Genomic DNA, 18,445 nt, shown 5'->3' with positions numbered 1-18,445 from the left:
TCAGCCATTAAGCCTCAAGGTTCTATGCTAGGCGATAGCTGCTGTTGCTCTTCCAGATTGCGGATAAAATCCCCGATAGATTCCCCCAGCTGCTCGTTTTTTGTTGGATGCGCCGCATCATTTCGCGCTTTTGCTGCCGAACGACGCCGTTTCTCATCTTCCTTTATCCCACGCTCGCGCTCAGCGATCTCCGCTTGCAGCAGCTCAACCTGTCGCCGCAGATGCTGCTTTTCCATAATATTTGCCTGCATCGCTTCGACACGCTCTTGCTCGCGCTCCAGTGCGGATTGTGTCAGAAACTGAACTAGCGGTTCCTGATTAATTTCAATTCGAGGCTCGTTAATGCTCCCCATCAGCGTATAATTGATAAAGGGTTGAATGCCCTCGTTTTTGCCCGCCGATGAACGTTCATCATCTTTATAGGTAAAACTGCCACTTCCATTGACCGCAAGATGCGGAATATCCAACTGCAACTCACCCGCAAGCGCTGCCTTTGTACCATCCAAATCAAATGGCATCACTCGCACCACCCCGCCTACAATGTTAAAATCAAAGTTCGCCGCGCCCGCGCTAAACTCGCCTTTACCGCTTGCATTCTGCGCAATTTCCGCAAAATGCGCAGCATCGAGCGAGCTTGCGCCGTCAATTCTGTCCCCTAGCTGGTCGGCGGCGGTCAACATTGCATCAAACGCGTTTTGGTCCAGCCCCTTTACGACTAAATTTTCCACATCAACGCTACCCGAACCTGTAAGAGATGCCATTAGTTCCGCAACGTTCTTGCCCGCGCCATTCAGTGAGACCGTCGATTTAATTACACCTGTTAGAGGCGCGTTCCCTGTGGAAGGCTGGTAAATATTGGCAAGTTCTGCACCCTTCCACTTAAATTCGGAATTTACCAGCGCAGCCGAGTCCCGATTTTGCAGCGAAATATTTCCTATCAAATATCCGCCCGCCCAATTGCCAGTCATCTCATTAAGGCTAAGACTATCGATATTTTTGTTTAGCTGGGTTGAGAAACCCGATATCGTTCCAAAACCACCCATATCAACATCAGCCACATTCAATTTCATATTGATGAGTACGGGAAGTGATGGACGTGTAGCAAAGGGCGTAGTGGACCAAATCTGGTTTGAATCGGTCCTCATCTCGTTGAACGAATCCTGCCCCAGCATGATTGCTAAAACGCTGCTCATTTTCAAACTATCGAGCGTTGTTTCGCCTTTAATTTGCGGCAAACCGCTATCAGAAAAATTCGCCTCTATGCGAGCATTTACATCATCGCCGCCTAATTTGCCGCCAAAATTAGGCAAGCGAAGCAGTCCTTTCGCATATTGAAAATCGCTTGAAATATCAGCCGATAGGCCTTCTCCAAACCCCGGTAAAACATATCCCATCGTGGCGATAAAGGGTTGCAGGTCTAAAGCTTGAATTTGTGCCTTGCCACTCGCAGCGGCATCACCCCCCACGAGCGACAAAATTCCATCCGCAACCGCAGTCCCATCGGATGCAGTTAGTTTCAGTTGGGTGCGCATGCCTGCGCTTGGCGCTCCCTGCATGGTAACATCCGCGCTCAATTCTCCAGCAATCCCCAGCGGCAATGCGGGAAGCCCCAGCAAAGCGAGAACCTCTTCCCCATTTTTTGATGCTGCTGTCGCATTAAGCTGCATCTGCATGGGGTTGCTGTCGTCAAAGGCCCCGCTTGCCGTTCCCGCCAGATCAAGCTTCATAGTTCCGGTTTTTCCCGAAAGGCTAAAGGAAAACTCATCTCCCATTCGCGAAGCTTTATGGCTAGCATCAACGCGTGTGCTTTTCCCTTCCTTATTTTCCGCGCTTACCGGTGGCTCCAAATCATGACGCGGCGGCGCCTCACCTCGCGCGATAATGTTGATTTCGCTATCTTCAAACAGCCCCCGATAATTGTCGGCCCGTACCGCGAGCGAACGAAATACCGGCACTTCGGGATGCCGATGCGCCATCATCGTGATGAAGGGCTGAAGATCATTAGAAAGCAATGTCGCGTCCAACGTCGCCGACGGTATGGCCGCAAAAGGTTCGTAAGTACCCGTAGCTGTGAGCGTTACCCCCGCCACGTCACTGATCATCAGCCGATCAAAATCAAATCTTCCATTATTCAAGCGAACGGCCAGATCCACTTCCCCCGCCACTATGTCCTCATAATGGACCGGCCCAGATTTGAAATTCAACGCCAGAGATTGCCCCTCCAAATAGGAAACGCCTTGCTCACCTAAGAAAAAGCCAAGCAATGCCTGCAGCGCATCGCTTTCAATTTCGTCTCCTTCTAACTGAAGGGTAATTGCTGGCTCAGCATCTCCTGTTACCTGACGTAAAAATTGTCCCGTCAGGGTCGACTGGCCCAAACCAATCTCCAAATCGTCGATACGTTGTAGACCTTTTCGAAAATCGACCTTTCCAGAAAATCCGGCACCCGCAAGTTTGCGGATCGGCTCATCGACCGATTCATTTAACCATGATGCAAGACCTGATGGCTGCCTTGATGCCACCAGCATGTCGCCGACAAATCCAAATTCCTGCCCTACAACAAGCCTACCCTTGGCTTCAATTTTGGTGCGTCCCGGCAGATCAGCAGCAAATTGTCGAATGGACCACCCATTTCCGTCAGGTTCTGCGTGAATTGTAACCTCTCGCATAGTGGTTCCGCCCGCAACTATTGCAGGCAAACGCAAATCCACGCTTCCGGGCATATCCGGAATGGGCAATTGCTCAAGCATCTTTTGTACAAAGACCAGCCGATCCGAAAAGGGCTCAGAAGCGGCTGCCAGCTCGGCATTCAGGTTTTCAGCGGGTCCCCAATAAATCTGCTGGCCATCAGCACTGATTTGAAAATGCGGATTGTCACCAAAATCGATCAATGCCTTGCCATTGACCACATAGGGATTATCAGTTGGTCCCTGCTCCATGCGAAATTCGCTCGCATCAAACTTGTCTTTATCGGCGCTGAATTTCCCCGTCACCCGAACATCACTGAAAAATGGCTTTTCAGAAACCGGCTGCTGTTTATTATCTAGCAAATCTGCTGAACGAAGCGAAAAATCGCCAGAATAATGCAGCCGGCCATTATCCAATCGCATATCCCCGTCGGTCTCAAGCGTCGCGGGAATGTTTTCTGGCGAAAGGCGAATTCGAAAGCGCAAAGAACCGTCCGGTTTCAATTCTCCGCTGGTGATACCCAGCGCTATCGGGGTTCCGGCCAAATTTGCAGTACCATTGGCCTGCCAAGGACCCGAGAGCCGTGTAGCAGAAAGCACTGCATCAACGGCTTCTGCCGAATATATACGTCCGCTGGCTTCGTCGTGAATAGTTACCGAGCCATCATTGATCGAAAGTCGCTCGACTTTAATCTGCGCGGGATCAATCGGTGTTGATGGCCGAATAGCCCAGTCGACCATCCCATCTTTATCGATAAGAATATTTACGCGGGGCCGCTCAACGCGCATATCATAGATGAGCAATTGGCCCCGCAAAAATGGCATTAACTCCGCATCCATTGAGAATGCATCCACACTCATCGCTGGATGCGCCGTATCGGCTCCGACCCGCACGTTGGAAAACTGTAGCGACGGAAACGGCAGAAGCTGAACTCGGACATCCCCCAGAACCTCAACCGGCCGTCCGAGTATATGCCCTGCCTCACGCTCGAATTCGGCGCGATAGCCGCTCCAATCGACAAAAGGCGGCACTACCAACGCAGCGGTCAGCAGCAATACTAAAAGTCCGCCAATAAAGACGAATATGCGGCCCAAGGAAGAGCTCCAATGAATCAGTGTTGTTACAGCCAGTGATGAATCACGCCGTTTGCCCTAAGGCAACATAACGGCACTGGCTTGGCGACAACAAGATAAAAGACCGTTCCGCTAGCGTTTCACTACCAAGCTGAATCAATATCTCAATAATTTTAGTTAAATTATCGATTTGACTCATTAATTCGCTCGATGGCGCACACCTAGATCAAGTTTTTGCAAGCGCTAATTCACCCGGATCTTTCGATAAAAACTCGGCGATCGCCCTGACCACGAGATTATGATCTTCGCGTTGTGGCAAGCCTGAAACGATAATCGATCCGATAACGCCAGAATTTTTCACCCGAATAGGAAACCCTCCCCCCGCTAAAGCATAATCTGCGACATCCAGTGCTTTATGTGGGGCGAACATCTTATCCGCGCGTTCCTGTTCCAGAGCCAATCGGTAGGTAGAGGCGTGAAATCTCCGGACAACATTGAATTTACGGCGCAACCATTCCTGATTATCGAATGTTGCCCCTGCTGTTGCCGCATAAAAAAGCCGTCGATCCCAGAGCGAAATTTCAATTGCAATCGCCAAGCCTTCATTTTGCGCAAGTTCACGGATACGCCGCCCTATTGAAAACGCCGCATCCTCGTCGAATGCATAAAATATAAGTTCTTCTTCCTGCCGGATAATCTGTTTAATATCCTCATTTACAGACACGGAATTTCCTCCCCATATAAGTGATAGATCATGCAATCAGCTTGATTGATGACACACAAGCAGTTAGTTGAGCCATATGGCCCAGAAACCAAATATCGACATACCATTAAAAAATGCCTCCATTCCGGAATTTGTGGAAACCGCCGTATTCAAACGCGACGTGTTTTCAGAAACTCGGGCGGGCTATTTCGTAACTGATCCCAATACGCGCATCATTCGCCGTGTTGTGAGCGCAGCCCCTTGGTGGTCAAAACCATTGGCATGGATATTGGCGCGTCGAGAGATTCGCGGCCTTAAAAAAGTGCGCGGCATACAAGGCGTGCCGCAGCTACTTTATACAGACAAACATGGTCTTTATCGGTCATGGACCGAAGGAACGCCGCTCCATCTGGCGCGCCCAACGGATCCCAAATGGTACCGCAGCGCGCATCGCATATTGCGGGATATGCGGCGCTTAGGCATTACCCATAATGATTTGGCCAAGCCGCAAAACTGGCTCATGACACCGGAAGGCGAAGCAGCGGTAATCGATTTTCAGTTGGCAAGTGTTCACCATCGACGTGGCGCGCTATATCGGGTGATGGCATACGAAGATTTTCGTCATCTTATCAAACAAAAGCGTGCTTTCGCCAAACATCTGATGACACCAACAGAAAAGCGTATCTTGGCGCGGCGCTCTTTGCCCTCCCGCATCTGGTTGGCGACGGGTAAGAAAGTCTATAATTTCATCACACGCGGAATTTTCAACTGGTCGGATGGTGAAGGCACCGGAGACCGGATTGATAATGAAGGTCCGGCAATATTGGCTGCCCTCAAATCGGATCCCAATGTAACCGATGTCGCGTTGATGCTTTATTCACTCCCAGCCAAGGGTGTGGGCATTTATGCCTTTGTGGAAACACTCAATGCGGACGAAAAAAGCTTGCGTGCGCGCCTTAAGGGACAAAAGGTTGAGCTGATACAACCAGTGGCCCATCTGCCCCGCCGCGCTGATGGCACAATCCGCGATGATATATTACGTCTGATCGCCATGAACCAAATGACCGAGCTTGAAGACTTGCTTGATCGCGAGCCGGAAATGCGTGGATTGGTTGAAGCATTGGCGGCACATCGCCTCAATTTCACCGACCGTCGGGTCACACAGCTTGAATAATTCACCGGTTTCGCTGGTCTTTCCGCGGCGAATCACTACATTCGATAGATATGTCCGATTTCCCCGATGATATGCCGTTTTTCGGCGATGAAACACCGGCTGGCCGCCCTTCGGCAACTGGTGGCCTAGCCGCGCGTGCGATGGCAGCGCGCAACCAGCAACGTGGCGAGCCCGATTATTTGCAAGGGCTTAACCCAGAGCAAAGACAAGCAGTACTCACCACTGAAGGTCCGGTGCTTGTATTGGCAGGTGCCGGAACCGGAAAAACCCGCGTATTAACCACCCGCATTGCGCATATTTTATCAACTGGCCTAGCTTATCCTAGCCAAATTCTTGCCGTTACCTTTACCAATAAGGCTGCGCGCGAAATGAAAGAGCGTATCGGTCATCTGGTTGGCGGCGCAGTCGAAGGCATGCCATGGCTCGGTACGTTTCACTCAATCGGAGTGAAGCTACTTAGAAGACATGCCGAATTGGTAAATCTTACTTCCGATTTCACCATTCTTGATACCGATGATGTAATCCGTTTGATCAAACAACTCATCCAAGCCGAGGGTTTGGATGACAAGCGCTGGCCGGCCCGCAGCCTTGCGAATATGATTGACGGTTGGAAGAACAAAGGGTTTGCCCCTTCAGATATTCCAGAAGGCGATGCTCGTTCGTTCGGAAACGGGCGTGGACGTGAGCTTTATCAAGCCTATCAAGACCGGTTACGGACGTTGAACGCTTGTGACTTCGGCGATCTCCTGCTGCATCCAATCCGCATATTTCGAAATCACCCGGATATTTTGCGCGAATATCACGCTCGATTCCGCTATATTCTGGTGGACGAATATCAGGACACCAATACCGCGCAATATATGTGGCTAAGGCTGCTCGCACAGCGTCCCCAGCAACGAAGCGCTGCTCCCGGCGTCACGTCCGAGTTAGTGCGAGGCGATCTCCAAGCCAATAAGCATAGCGAAGCTGGCGTGAGCGAAAACAAAGTTAATCTCTGCTGCGTCGGCGATGACGATCAGTCCATTTATGGTTGGCGCGGCGCCGAAGTGGACAATATTCTGCGCTTCGACAAGGATTTTCCGGGCGCTGTGGTCATCAAGCTTGAGCGCAATTATCGTTCGACCGCGCATATTCTGGGTGCTGCTGCCCATCTTATCGCCCATAATGAAGGCCGGCTCGGCAAGACGCTTTTCACCGAAGCACCAAATCCTGAAGATCCGCGGGTGAAAGTTCATGCTGCCTGGGATTCAGAAGAAGAAGCACGTGCAGTTGGCGAAGCCATCGAACAAGCGCAGCGAAATGGCCACCTGCTCAACAATATGGCAATTCTCGTCCGCGCTTCGTTCCAGATGCGTGAATTTGAAGATCGCTTTGTTACACTTGGGCTTAATTACCGGGTCATTGGCGGCCCTCGCTTCTATGAGCGTCTCGAAATTCGTGATACCATGGCCTATCTCAGAGTGGTTGCTCAACCAGCCGATGATCTCGCCCTTGAGCGGATTATCAACACGCCAAAACGGGGCTTAGGCGAAGCAACTATCCGCCAGATACACGATTATGCGCGCGCACGCGATATTTCGATGTTTGCTGCCGCCTGCGACCTCGTAGTCACCGAAGAACTCAAACCCAAGCCGCGTTCTGCTCTGCGGGAAGTGGTTGAAAATTTCCGACGCTGGCAATCATTGCTTGAGACTACACCCCACACGGAATTGGCCGAAATCATCTTAGATGAATCCGGCTATACGGAAATGTGGCAGAATGATAAGTCAGCAGAAGCGCCAGGCCGCCTTGAAAACCTCAAAGAACTCATCCGCTCCATGGAAGAATATGAGAGCCTTCGAGGATTCCTTGAACATGTTGCTCTCGTCATGGATGCCGAAAAGAATGAGGACATGGATGCGGTCAATATTATGACGCTCCATTCCGCTAAGGGGCTTGAGTTCGAGACAGTGTTTTTACCTGGTTGGGAAGAAGGGCTTTTCCCCCACCAGCGCGCACTTGATGAAGGTGGTCGTTCTGGCTTGGAAGAAGAACGCCGCTTAGCCTATGTTGGTCTCACCCGCGCCAAGAAAAACCTTCATATTTGGTTTGTTTCCAACCGTCGTATTCACGGCTTGTGGCAATCAACTATTCCCTCGCGCTTTCTGGAAGAACTACCGGAAACCCATGTGGAAGTCGCGGAAATGGAAGGTAATTTCGGCAATTATGGTGGCGGCTACGGCCAGTCACGCTTTGATAAGACAGATCCGTTCCAGAATTCTTATTCGACACCCGGCTGGCAACGCGCCCAGCAAAACCGTTCCGACGCCACGCGCAACAATTGGGGTTCGCGCTCAGGCAGCCGTGTCGAACGGATTGGCTATGGCGAAACAGATTCGGGCTTTGGCGCTGGCCGTGGATCAATAAAAGGGCGCACCATTGATGGCGAGCTTATTGCCAAATCAGTGACGGAAAAAGCGTCAGAATTCAAAAATGGCGATCGCGTATTCCACATCAAATTTGGCAATGGCACGGTGTCGGGGGTAGATGGCAACAAGCTGACAATCGACTTCGACAAAGCCGGCCAAAAACGCGTACTCGATAGTTTTGTTAAATCCGTGTAGGTCGTGTAGGTCGCTTATTGCGGCCTACCATTCTCCCAGGTTACATCGCCTTTAAACAGCGGTACTGTAGACAGCGATGTCTTGGCCGAACCATCCTGCACCTGCGATGCATGGGCCAGATAAAGCAAAGTATCGTTCTTTTGGTCATAAATGCGTGTGATGACCAATTTCTTCCAGATCAAGCTCGTGCGATCTGAAAAAACCCTCTCGCCACCCTTGCCCAACTTTATATCACCAATGGTAATAGGGCCGGTTTGCTCGCATGAAATAGAGGCATTAGACGGATCTTCAAACCAGCCGCCCTTTTGCAGGCGGTCAATGATTCCGCGTGAAAACGACGCCAGATGACAGGTTACGCCCTGCACTTTCGGATCTGCGACTGCATCAATAACAATATCATTGCCTACCCAGTCGACCCCTACCTTACCGACCTCTTCAGCGACGGTGGTTGCGCCCGTGCCGATCAACATCACAGATGCGATCAACCATCCTTTTAAAGCCCTATGCTTAAACATGCAGTTTCTCCAGCAATCTGCCGATAAATTGGAGAAACCCGCCAAACTTTACAAGGCCATTGAACTCAAAGAGTTATTTCATCCGCCCCATTTTTCTAAAAAAGCCTCAATATCAAGGCTCTGAATATCCGGAATGACTTCATAAATTCGCTCTATCGGCCAATCCCACCAATTAAGCGCCAATAATCTCTCAATGATTTGATCGTCAAATCGCTTTCGCAAAACTTTTGCCGGGACACCAGCGACAATATGGTAGGGCGGCACATCCTTGCTCACGACCGCACCTGCGCCCACCACTGCGCCATGACCAATCGTGACCCCAGGCAAAATAACCGCGCCATGCCCAAGCCAAACATCGTTGCCAATCACAACGCGTTTTGCCTGCCGTCGTTTTCTAAAATCACCGTCTAGTCCGATATGGCGAAAATATTCATTAGGGCGATAGCTCACTTTGTGGGTTGTTAAACGCTCCACCGGATGTTCCAGCGCATTGATCCTCACATTCGCTGCAATAGAACAAAATTTGCCAATTTCCGCATAGATCCCCTCCCCGTTCCGCTCAAAATAGGTAAAATCTCCTGCCTCAACCTCACGCAAGATCACACGCTCACCAACTTCTACATAACGACCAAGCTTAGTGGATTTGAGTTGTGCGCTTGGATGAATGCGCGGTTGACTATTCCTGAAGAGAAGATCTTCATCCTGCGTCATTTCAAAACTTTCTGAAGTTTTTGCGCTTTGCTACAGTGATAAAATCGTTTCTATACTGTAGCGCTGGCAAACCGGGCTCCATATGCTATCAAAGGCAAGGGCCAAAAATCGAAACAGAAATTTGGCTGAACCGGCGAATAAAAACAAGCAGTTAGAATGCAATTGCACTAAGAATGCTCAATTGAGCGCTATCGGATCATAGTTCAGCCCGCCTTAGTGCCAATTATTGGTGCAAAATAGACCGAGGTTATCTAAGCATGCAAAAGTTTTTGCCCATCATCATTGTGGCTTTCGTGGTTGCCATTATCGGTGCCGCTGGCTTCAATCTTATCCGTGACCGTCAAGCCGCACACCAGCCCTTTGGTGGTTCTTTCAATCTGGTCTCGATGGATGGCGCACCTTTCACCGAGAAAGAACTGCGTGCAGCGCCGGCTGCTGTTTTTTTTGGCTTCACCCATTGCCCAGATGTCTGCCCGACCACGCTTTTTGAAATGGACGGTTGGTTAAAACAGCTTGGCCCGGAAGCTGAAAATATCAAAGCCTATTTCGTCTCTGTAGATCCCGAGCGCGACACACAGGAAATTATGAACACCTATGTAAGCAATGTTTCAGACCGGATTATCGGTGTTACGGGCAGCCCGGAAGCGATTGATGAGATGGTAAAATCCTACCATATCTACGCCAAAAAAGTTCCGACCGAAGATGGCGGATATACAGTTGACCACACTGCTTCGATATTTCTTCTCGATGAAGGCGGCAAATTCCGCGGTACAATAGCCTATGGTGAAAACCCAGAAACGGCTGTGCAGAAATTGAAGAATCTGGCCAAAGGCCGCGCGAACGGATAAGCACTTTATTCCACTGATCAGAAAGCTTTATCCTATGCCACAATCACGATTGTTCTTTTCAACCGACAAGACGGAAGCAGAACGCATTTTCGATATATTAGAACGTGCATTGGAAGATGACGGTCTACCGATTGCGCTTACCGAACTAGATGAAGATCGCCAGATTTTTGAAGTCTCTATCTATGCAGATGGCAGCGTTGAAGAGCTGGCAAAGCGCGTTGACGCGCTAGTGGGGCCTGGCAAGTTTGAAGTGGAAGAGCTGCCGGATATTGATTGGGTTACCCATTCTCTGGAGGGCCTAAAACCGGTGCGAGCTGGAAACTTTTTTGTCCACGGTTCTCACGATCGTGACAAAATCGCATCCGGTGAAATTCCCATCCTGATCGATGCCGGTCAGGCATTTGGCACAGGACACCATGGAACCACCGCCGGTTGCCTTGAAATGATCGAAGAAATTGTCAATTCCGAACATCCAACCAATGCGCTGGATTTAGGAACAGGCAGCGCTGTTCTTGCCATTGCAATCGCCAAACTCGCACCAATTCCTGTTCTCGCTACAGATATTGACCCTATCGCAATTACCGTTGCGGCAGAAAACACAGTGCTAAATGGGGTGAGCGAGCATGTTATTACGGCGACTGCGGAAGGCTTTAACCATCCGATTTTTCGCTCTTACACACCCTTTGATCTGATCGTGGCAAATATCCTTGCCAATCCTTTGATAGAATTGGCACCTGCGCTCAAATCTCACCTCGCCCCTAATGGTTCAATCATCCTCTCGGGCATTTTGGATACCCAGCATGATGCTGTTGTCGCGGCCTATCAGGCGCAAGGGCTAAAGCATATAAAAACCCTTCATCGTGAAAACTGGGTAACAATACACTTAAAATAATTTCACTGAATCTAGGTGATCCATGGCCTTTCAGACTTTTGACGTTACTTCTGATCCCTCCAATGGCGCACCCCGCGTCGCGCGGCTGCGTGAGAAATTGGCAGAACAGAAACTTGATGGCTTTCTGGTTCCTCGCGCGGACGAGCATCAGGGCGAATATGTTGCACCGCGGGCGCAGCGGCTGGGCTGGTTAACCGGATTTACCGGATCTGCCGGGGCTGCGCTAATCTTGAAGGATGATGCCTATATTTTCATTGATGGGCGTTACGAATTACAGGTCCGAGATCAGACTGACCCTGAAATCTTCACCTACGAAAACCTCGTTACTAATCCGCCAGCCAAATGGCTTGAAAAACACGGTGCTGGCTTAATTATTGGCTTTGACCCTTGGCTGCATACTATCGCTGAGGCGCAAGCGCTGCGAAATGCGCTGACCAAACATGGCGGCCAACTCGTGCCGGTTGCACATAATCTCGTAGATATGATTTGGGCTGACCAGCCAGACGCACCTTTAGCGCCAGTCACTATACAGCCTGCACGTTATTCGGGTCGCGAAGCAACAGAAAAGCTCCGGCAAATACAGGCAACCGTAGCTGAAAGCGGTGCAGACGCCACGGTGGTGACGGATCCATCATCTATTGCATGGATTTTCAATATTCGCGGCAAGGATGTTTCCAATACCCCCCTGCCTTTAAGCTTCGGGATTATCCCATCCGAAGGCGAACCGGAACTCTTTATTGATGAGCGTAAGCTAGCCATCGAACCCCGCGCTTATCTGACCCAACTAGCCAAAATCTCCCCGCCTTCTTCTCTTGAAGAAGCGCTTCAGACACGTGCACAAAACAAACAATCCATTCTGCTTGATCCGGCGCTTGCCGCCGAACAGCTTCGGCTGATCGTCGACGCAGCTGGTGGAACCATCATTGAAGGCAAAGATCCTGCTCGCCTTCCTCGGGCAATCAAAAATGAGGCAGAACTTGCAGGTTCTCGCGCCGCCCACGAACGCGATGGCGTTGCTATGGTCAATTTTCTAAGCTGGCTTGACGCGCAGCAGCCCGGAACGATTGACGAAATTTCGGCAGCAAAAAAGCTAGAGGAATGCCGCACTAAAACGGGTATCGACTTTCAAATGCCGCTTGAAGATCTATCCTTTGATACGATCTCAGGCGCTGGCCCCAATGGCGCCATCATTCACTACCGTGTCAATACTCAGACCAACCGCGTCTTGAACGATGGCGAACTTTATCTGGTTGATTCCGGCGCACAATTCCGTGATGGCACCACCGATATTACCCGAACAATAGCTGTCGGCACGATTCTGCCAGAGACCAGACGCGCATTTACGCTGGTTTTAAAAGGTATGATTGCCATTTCCACGGCACGTTTTCCTCAAGGCACTCGCGGACAAGATATTGATGTGCTCGCCCGTATCGCATTGTGGAAACATGGTCTCGACTATGGCCACGGAACCGGCCATGGCGTGGGCTCTTATCTTTCCGTGCATGAAGGCCCACAAAACATATCCAAACGCGGCGTACAGGAACTTTTGCCGGGTATGATCCTGTCAAACGAGCCGGGCTATTATAAGCCGGGTTCCTTTGGAATTCGCATCGAAAATCTGATTGTCGTCCAAGAGGCAGAAACCCCACAGGGCGGTGATTTACCGGTAATGAGTTTTGAAACGCTGACCTTCTGCCCTATTGATCGCCGCTTGATCGACAAATCATTACTGACGGAGGAAGAGCTCAACTGGCTCCACGACTATCATTTGAGCGTCAGAGAAAAACTATCAGAGCATCTGGATGAAGCTGCGCTGAAATGGTTGCAAGCAGCAACCGAACCGCTCTGATCAGGCCGGGAAAAAATGGCGCAGGGCAATCAGCAGCGCTGCGCCAGCGAAAAACATAGTCATCACACTCGCTCGTAATGCCACCAATATGCAGAATGCGAGCACAAGCAGTTCCCGCCATCCCTGATCAGAAGCTGGCGCGGCGACAATCGCAGTCAAAACGGCAGCGGGCACTGCATTGAGTGCGGCATCAACACGATAGTGAACACGTGGAAATCGTGAAAGAATCAGATGCCCACCAACGCGGGTTAAATAGGTTAAAACGGCGCCAGCCAAAATGACCCAATAGAGTGTGGACATGATCTCACGCTTCTTCCATTGCCGGTTTGGCGATAATTGCCGCTAACAAAATCCCTCCGGAAGCGCCCAACATGACATGCCATGGCGAGCCTACAAACTTATAGGCTGCAATCGCGCAAATTGTGCTGGCTATCACAACCGGAACCCAGTTTTTCCGATGCCTAAAACTCATCACCATGCCTAGGAAGTAAATTGGAAGCAAAAAATCCAGCCCTATCGCATAGGGATTGGTGACCAAATTGCCAAATAGCGCCCCAATCAGGCTTTGCGTCACCCAGCACACATACATGCTCAGTCCAAGGCCCATATACCACGGAAAGGTGATTTTGAGACCCGCTTCGCTGCGCATTTCGACTTCTGCATATTGAGGATCAATCAATACAAAAAATGCAGCAGCCTTCTGAACAATATTAAAATGCTTAATACGGCGACCCACCGCAGCAGAATAAAGCACGTTGCGAAAATTAACCGCAAAAATCGAAAGCACGATCATCCACGGAGCAATATGTTTGCCGAATAAATCGAGACCGACGAGCTGGCTTGCGCCGGCATAGATCGTAGCGCTCATAAATACCGCTTCGCCGATCGACAAACCACTATCGACTGCCACTGCACCAAATAACAAGCCAAAGGGTGTACTGGCGATAACGATCGGAACCGCCTTTTTTGCACCCATCAAAAATTCAGTTAATGTTGAAGTCGGCACTGGCCGGAATGACTGACCCACAGATTCGCTCCTTGAACAGGGGAATCATTAGGAAATTCTTGTCTAAGTTGGAACTGCCCCGGCAGAATTATTTCAAAGTTCTAGCAATAGCAAAATTGATCTTCACCCTCTTTCGGATTGAAAATTTGCTTTCTGCCCTTTCGGCCATGGGCATTTTCCCTCGCGCTCGGTAGAGATCAACTGGCTTAAGGCAAGTTACCTTTATCCATTGGCTAAAAGAGGCATCTCCCCTCTCCCACCAGAGTAAACCACGCGTCTTCGTCGATCACTTCAATGCCAAGTTCAGTCGCTCTGGCTAATTTGGAGCCAGCGCCCGGACCTGCCACGACCAAATCAGTCTTTTTCGAAACGGAACCCGCAGTTTTAGCACCATAACGTTCTGCCATGGCCTTGGCTTCATCTCGCGACATGCGTTCAAGACTACCGGTAAATACAATTGTCTTGCCTTCAACCGGCGAACCGGTCGCCGCGCGAACTTCCTCATCAAGGGGGCTAACTTCAGCAAGCAGCGCTGCCAAAGCTTCACGATTATGCGGCTCATCATAAAAATCTATGACGGCCTTGGCGACAATCGCTCCGATCCCCTCGACCGAGGTAAGCTCCTGCCAGGCTTCATTACCCTTGTCTGCACGATTACCCTCCATCGGAGCGCGCGCCTCAAGGGCCGCGCGTTCAAAAGCAGAATAGGAACGATAAGCTCGGGCTAGACGTTTGGCATTAACTTCACCCACATGTCGAATTCCCAAAGCAAAGAGAAAACGGCTCAGGCTGATTTCACGTCGACCATTGATCGCCTCATAAAGGTTGCGCACAGAGGTAGCGCCAAAGCCCTCAATATTTTCAAGCTTTCTAAGCGAGCGCGCTTGTCGCTTTTGCAATGTAAAAATATCGGCTGGCGATTTAATCCGCAAATTCTCATCATCGGCATGAAAAAACAACTCAACCTGCTTTTCCCCCAACCCTTCAATGTCAAAAGCATTGCGCGAAACAAAGTGGCGAATACGCTCAACCGCCTGTGCCGGACAGGTCAACCCACCGGTGCAGCGATAAACCGCTTCGCCTTCCTCGCGCACGGCATGGCTATTACAGACCGGACATTGATGCGGAAAGACGAAAGGCACTGCATCCTGCGGCCGCTTCTCCATCACCACATCAACGATCTGAGGAATAACATCTCCAGCACGCTGCACGATGACCGTATCGCCGATGCGAATATCACGCCCTTCACGGATTGGTTCACCCTTAACACCAATCCCTTTTATGTAATCTTCATTATGCAAAGTGGCGTTGGTAACCACCACGCCACCCACAGTTATCGGTGTGAGGCGCGCCACCGGCGTTAACGCTCCCGTACGCCCAACTTGAATATCAATGCCGCGCAGTGTGGTAGTTGCCTGTTCAGCAGGAAATTTATGCGCAATTGCCCAGCGCGGACTGCGCGAACGAAAACCCAGTCTGTTCTGGAGCTCTAATTGGTCAACCTTATAAACAACCCCATCAATATCATATTCTAGATTGGGGCGCTCTAGACCAATGACACGGTAGTGTTCAACCAGACCTTCGACAGTTGAGAATCGCTTCATTAACGGATTGATCGGAAATCCCCAAGACCCGAAAAGCTCTACCATTCCTATCTGGGTATCGCATGGCATGTCCGACATTTCGCCCCAAGCATAGGCGAAAAATCTCAGCTTTCTTTTCGCAGTCACATTAGGATCAAGCTGACGCAAAGACCCTGCCGCCGTATTGCGCGGATTGACATAGGTTTGCTTGCCCTCCGCTTCCATCTGCTCATTAAGCGCGAGGAAATCGGATTTTGTCATATAAATCTCGCCGCGAACTTCCACGACCGACGGAGCATCGGCAGGTAATCTCTGCGGAATTTCAGAAATCGTGCGGATATTAGCGGTGACATTTTCGCCGGTTGTGCCATCGCCTCGAGTAGCCGCACTAACCAAAGCGCCGTTTTGATATCGCAGCGAAATCGACAGCCCGTCAATTTTTGGCTCTGCGGTAAAACCTATCGATCCATCCGGTAACTTGCCGAGAAAGCGATAGACACTGCCGACGAAGTCCCTCACATCTTCGTCGGAAAACGCGTTGTCAAGCGACAGCATTGGGCGAGCATGCCTAACAGGCGGAAATTTTGCAGAAGCTTTACTACCTGGCTTATCAATCCGCTTCAAAAATTTAGCATACTCGGTTTTTAAGCCAGCAAATGCTCTCGCCACCCCAACAAGTGCATCATATTCAGCATCCGTGTATTTCGGATCGTCCAGCTCGAAATAAGCTTTTTTTGCCAGTTCAATCTCTTGTGTAATAATTTCGAGATATTCATCCAGCTTGCCAACAATTTTAGTGTAAAAATGTTGTACTAATTTTTTCTTCACTTCACGTGAATATTTCTGAAATCTCTTGTGCCCCACTTCATATAAAGAGTCCACAAAGGCAGGGCTAGAATCATTAAGCGCGGCCAAAATTGATGCCTTATGAGCTTGAGGCTCTAAAATCAGCCAGTCATCTGCAATGAGATTGATTTTTTGTTGATGAGTAAGCTCGTCATAATCGAGACGACCACTTTTCTTGAAAAAATCTCGCTGATCTTTCATAATCAATACTCATAATATTTTATTCACCAGAGCCAATAAGCTCATACGGCTGATTCTACGCGACCAAAGAACAGGAACTACTTCAAACTTACTCTTGAAGCAAACGCTCTGCCGCCGCTCTCGCCTCCTGAGTGATACTAGCGCCAGCCAACATACGGGCGATTTCTTCCTGCCGTTCATCAAAACTCATAACACGAACAGAAGTCGCCATACGCTCATCATTCGTGCCCGATTTTGAAATAAGAAAATGCGTTGTCGCACGCGCTGCGACCTGCGGCGCATGTGTAACGGAAAGCACCTGCACACGTGATGAAAGCCGCGCAAGCCTTTGACCAATGGCATCTGCCACTGCTCCGCCGACGCCGGTGTCGATTTCATCGAAAACCAAAGTGGGTGCCGAGCCACGATCAGCCAGCGCAACTTTAAGCGCTAGAAGAAAACGCGAAAGCTCACCACCCGAGGCTACCTTCATCATCGGACCCGCTCGCGTGCCTGGATTTGTGCGAACCCAATATTCAACCGTATCTATGCCTTCGGCTGTGCGTGTTTCGGGGTCCACGGTCATCTGCACGATGAATTCAGCTCTTTCTAGCTTCAATGATGGCAATTCATCCATCACCGCATGTTTTAAATGCTCTGCGGCTTCCTTTCTGCGATCCGAAAGGTCCCGCGCCGCCAAATCATAAGCATCCCGAGTTTGAACCGCATGTTTTTCTAACTGAGCCAGTTTTTCTGCCCCAGCATCAAGATCAACCAGATCTGCATCCATCTTATCGCGAAGTGCGGGCAGCCCCTCAACCGTGACTGAATATTTGCGAGCTGCCGCACGCAGTGCAAAAAGACGCTCTTCAACCTGCTCAAGTATGCGTGGATCAAAATCAATCTCTCGCATTGCGTGATCAATAGCATCCTGCGCGTGGCCAAGATTATCGAGCGCTGCATCAATTGATTCAATGACCGGATCAAGAAGATGCGGAGCTTCCTGAGCCTTACGCTCAAGTCGACGCACCAAACTGGCCAATGACGGAATGGGCGATGCGTGACCGCTTAATAACTCGCCTGCTTCATTGACGTCCCCGGCAATTTTTTCCGATTTCATCATCGTAGTGCGGCGTTCGGCGAGTTCGTCTTCCTCTCCCGGCTGCGGATCTAATTTGGTTAGCTCTTCGACCGCAGCACGCAGATAATCCCCTTCCCGCTCCGCGGCTTCAACTTTCGCACGCTGACGATTAAGGGCATTCTCTGCGTCACGCCAAGCCTTATAAAGCTCACGAACCTTATCGGCCTGGCCATCCAGCCCCCCAAACGCATCAAGCAGAGAACGATGAATATTGGTATCAACCAGAGCGCGATCGTCGTGCTGTCCGTGGATTTCGACAAGCCGGCGGCCCAGTTCACGCAAAAGCGCTACACTTGCCGCCTGATCATTGATGAAAACCCGCGTACGACCATCACCCATCTGAATGCGGCGTAAAATAATATCGCCATCATCGTCAAATCCGTTATCACGAAGGAAAATCCGTGCCGGATGCTGCAAAGGCAAATCAAAGACTGCTGTCACCTGCCCCTGATCTGCACCATGCCGTACCAATCCGGCATCACCGCGTGCGCCCAGTGCAAGTGACAGCGAATCCAACAATATGGATTTGCCAGCACCTGTCTCGCCGGTAAGCACCGACAGCCCCGCATTGAACTCAATGTCGAGCCTTTCAATCAGAACAATATCGCGGATCGACAGGTGCGATAGCATGTC

General features: G+C 50.3%; 13 protein-coding genes. 5 read left to right on the top strand and 8 right to left on the bottom strand.

What is annotated here, in order from left to right:
• Positions 1-14 precede the first annotated feature (14 nt).
• Together C7374_RS04420 and C7374_RS04415 are read right to left on the bottom strand one after the other, a co-directional pair.
• The gene (locus tag C7374_RS04420; protein WP_111574409.1) at positions 15-3,782 is read right to left on the bottom strand and encodes an AsmA family protein; all 3,768 of its coding nucleotides are present in this window, start codon (positions 3,780-3,782) and stop codon (positions 15-17) included.
• 205 nt (positions 3,783-3,987) lie between these two features.
• Positions 3,988-4,485 (bottom strand): heme-degrading domain-containing protein, encoded by a 498-nt coding sequence (locus tag C7374_RS04415; RefSeq protein ID WP_111574408.1) that lies wholly within the window; start codon positions 4,483-4,485, stop codon positions 3,988-3,990.
• A 76-nt stretch (positions 4,486-4,561) separates the two neighbouring features.
• Between C7374_RS04415 and C7374_RS04410 the strand changes: the two genes are divergently transcribed.
• Complete coding sequence (locus C7374_RS04410) at positions 4,562-5,638, top strand: serine/threonine protein kinase (protein ID WP_111574407.1); 1,077 nt, start codon at positions 4,562-4,564, stop codon at positions 5,636-5,638.
• Positions 5,639-5,688: 50 nt separating this feature from the next.
• Positions 5,689-8,241, top strand: coding sequence for an ATP-dependent helicase (locus tag C7374_RS04405; RefSeq protein WP_111574406.1), 2,553 nt, complete (start codon positions 5,689-5,691; stop codon positions 8,239-8,241).
• Between the two features lie 14 nt (positions 8,242-8,255).
• Here C7374_RS04405 and C7374_RS04400 read toward each other — a convergent pair whose 3' ends face one another.
• Positions 8,256-8,711, bottom strand: coding sequence for a CreA family protein (locus C7374_RS04400; protein ID WP_210205076.1), 456 nt, complete (start codon positions 8,709-8,711; stop codon positions 8,256-8,258).
• Between the two features lie 123 nt (positions 8,712-8,834).
• The gene (locus C7374_RS04395) at positions 8,835-9,467 is read right to left on the bottom strand and encodes a DapH/DapD/GlmU-related protein (RefSeq protein WP_111574404.1); all 633 of its coding nucleotides are present in this window, start codon (positions 9,465-9,467) and stop codon (positions 8,835-8,837) included.
• Positions 9,468-9,724: 257 nt separating this feature from the next.
• Here C7374_RS04395 and C7374_RS04390 point away from each other — a divergent pair, with 257 nt between their 5' ends.
• The 3 genes from C7374_RS04390 to C7374_RS04380 are packed head-to-tail and all read left to right on the top strand — an operon-like array spanning position 9,725 to position 13,056.
• Positions 9,725-10,315, top strand: a complete 591-nt coding sequence (locus C7374_RS04390; RefSeq protein WP_111574403.1) for an SCO family protein — start codon at positions 9,725-9,727, stop codon at positions 10,313-10,315.
• Between the two features lie 34 nt (positions 10,316-10,349).
• Positions 10,350-11,207 carry a 50S ribosomal protein L11 methyltransferase gene (locus C7374_RS04385; RefSeq protein ID WP_111574402.1) on the top strand — a complete coding sequence of 286 codons (858 nt, stop codon included), beginning with the start codon at positions 10,350-10,352 and terminating at the stop codon, positions 11,205-11,207.
• A gap of 22 nt (positions 11,208-11,229) precedes the next feature.
• Positions 11,230-13,056, top strand: a complete 1,827-nt coding sequence (locus C7374_RS04380) for an aminopeptidase P family protein (RefSeq protein ID WP_111574401.1) — start codon at positions 11,230-11,232, stop codon at positions 13,054-13,056.
• Here the strand turns inward: C7374_RS04380 and C7374_RS04375 are convergent, their stop codons facing one another.
• The 4 genes from C7374_RS04375 to recN all read right to left on the bottom strand — a co-directional run bounded on the left by C7374_RS04375 (position 13,057) and on the right by recN (position 18,442).
• Positions 13,057-13,356, bottom strand: a complete 300-nt coding sequence (locus tag C7374_RS04375) for an AzlD family protein (protein WP_111574400.1) — start codon at positions 13,354-13,356, stop codon at positions 13,057-13,059.
• 4 nt (positions 13,357-13,360) lie between these two features.
• Entirely contained in the window at positions 13,361-14,032 is a 672-nt protein-coding gene (locus C7374_RS04370; protein WP_210205075.1) for an AzlC family ABC transporter permease, read from the bottom strand.
• A gap of 263 nt (positions 14,033-14,295) precedes the next feature.
• Positions 14,296-16,692, bottom strand: a complete 2,397-nt coding sequence (ligA, locus tag C7374_RS04360; RefSeq protein ID WP_245412578.1) for an NAD-dependent DNA ligase LigA — start codon at positions 16,690-16,692, stop codon at positions 14,296-14,298.
• An 88-nt stretch (positions 16,693-16,780) separates the two neighbouring features.
• Complete coding sequence (gene recN / locus C7374_RS04355; RefSeq protein WP_111574397.1) at positions 16,781-18,442, bottom strand: DNA repair protein RecN; 1,662 nt, start codon at positions 18,440-18,442, stop codon at positions 16,781-16,783.
• Positions 18,443-18,445: the final 3 nt, after the last annotated feature.

It is taken from the genome of Falsochrobactrum ovis (assembly GCF_003259955.1).
GTDB classification, from domain to species: domain Bacteria; phylum Pseudomonadota; class Alphaproteobacteria; order Rhizobiales; family Rhizobiaceae; genus Brucella; species Brucella ovis_A.
Note: the sequence above shows the minus strand (reverse complement) of the source record. Positions and strands in the feature narration are given on the sequence as shown.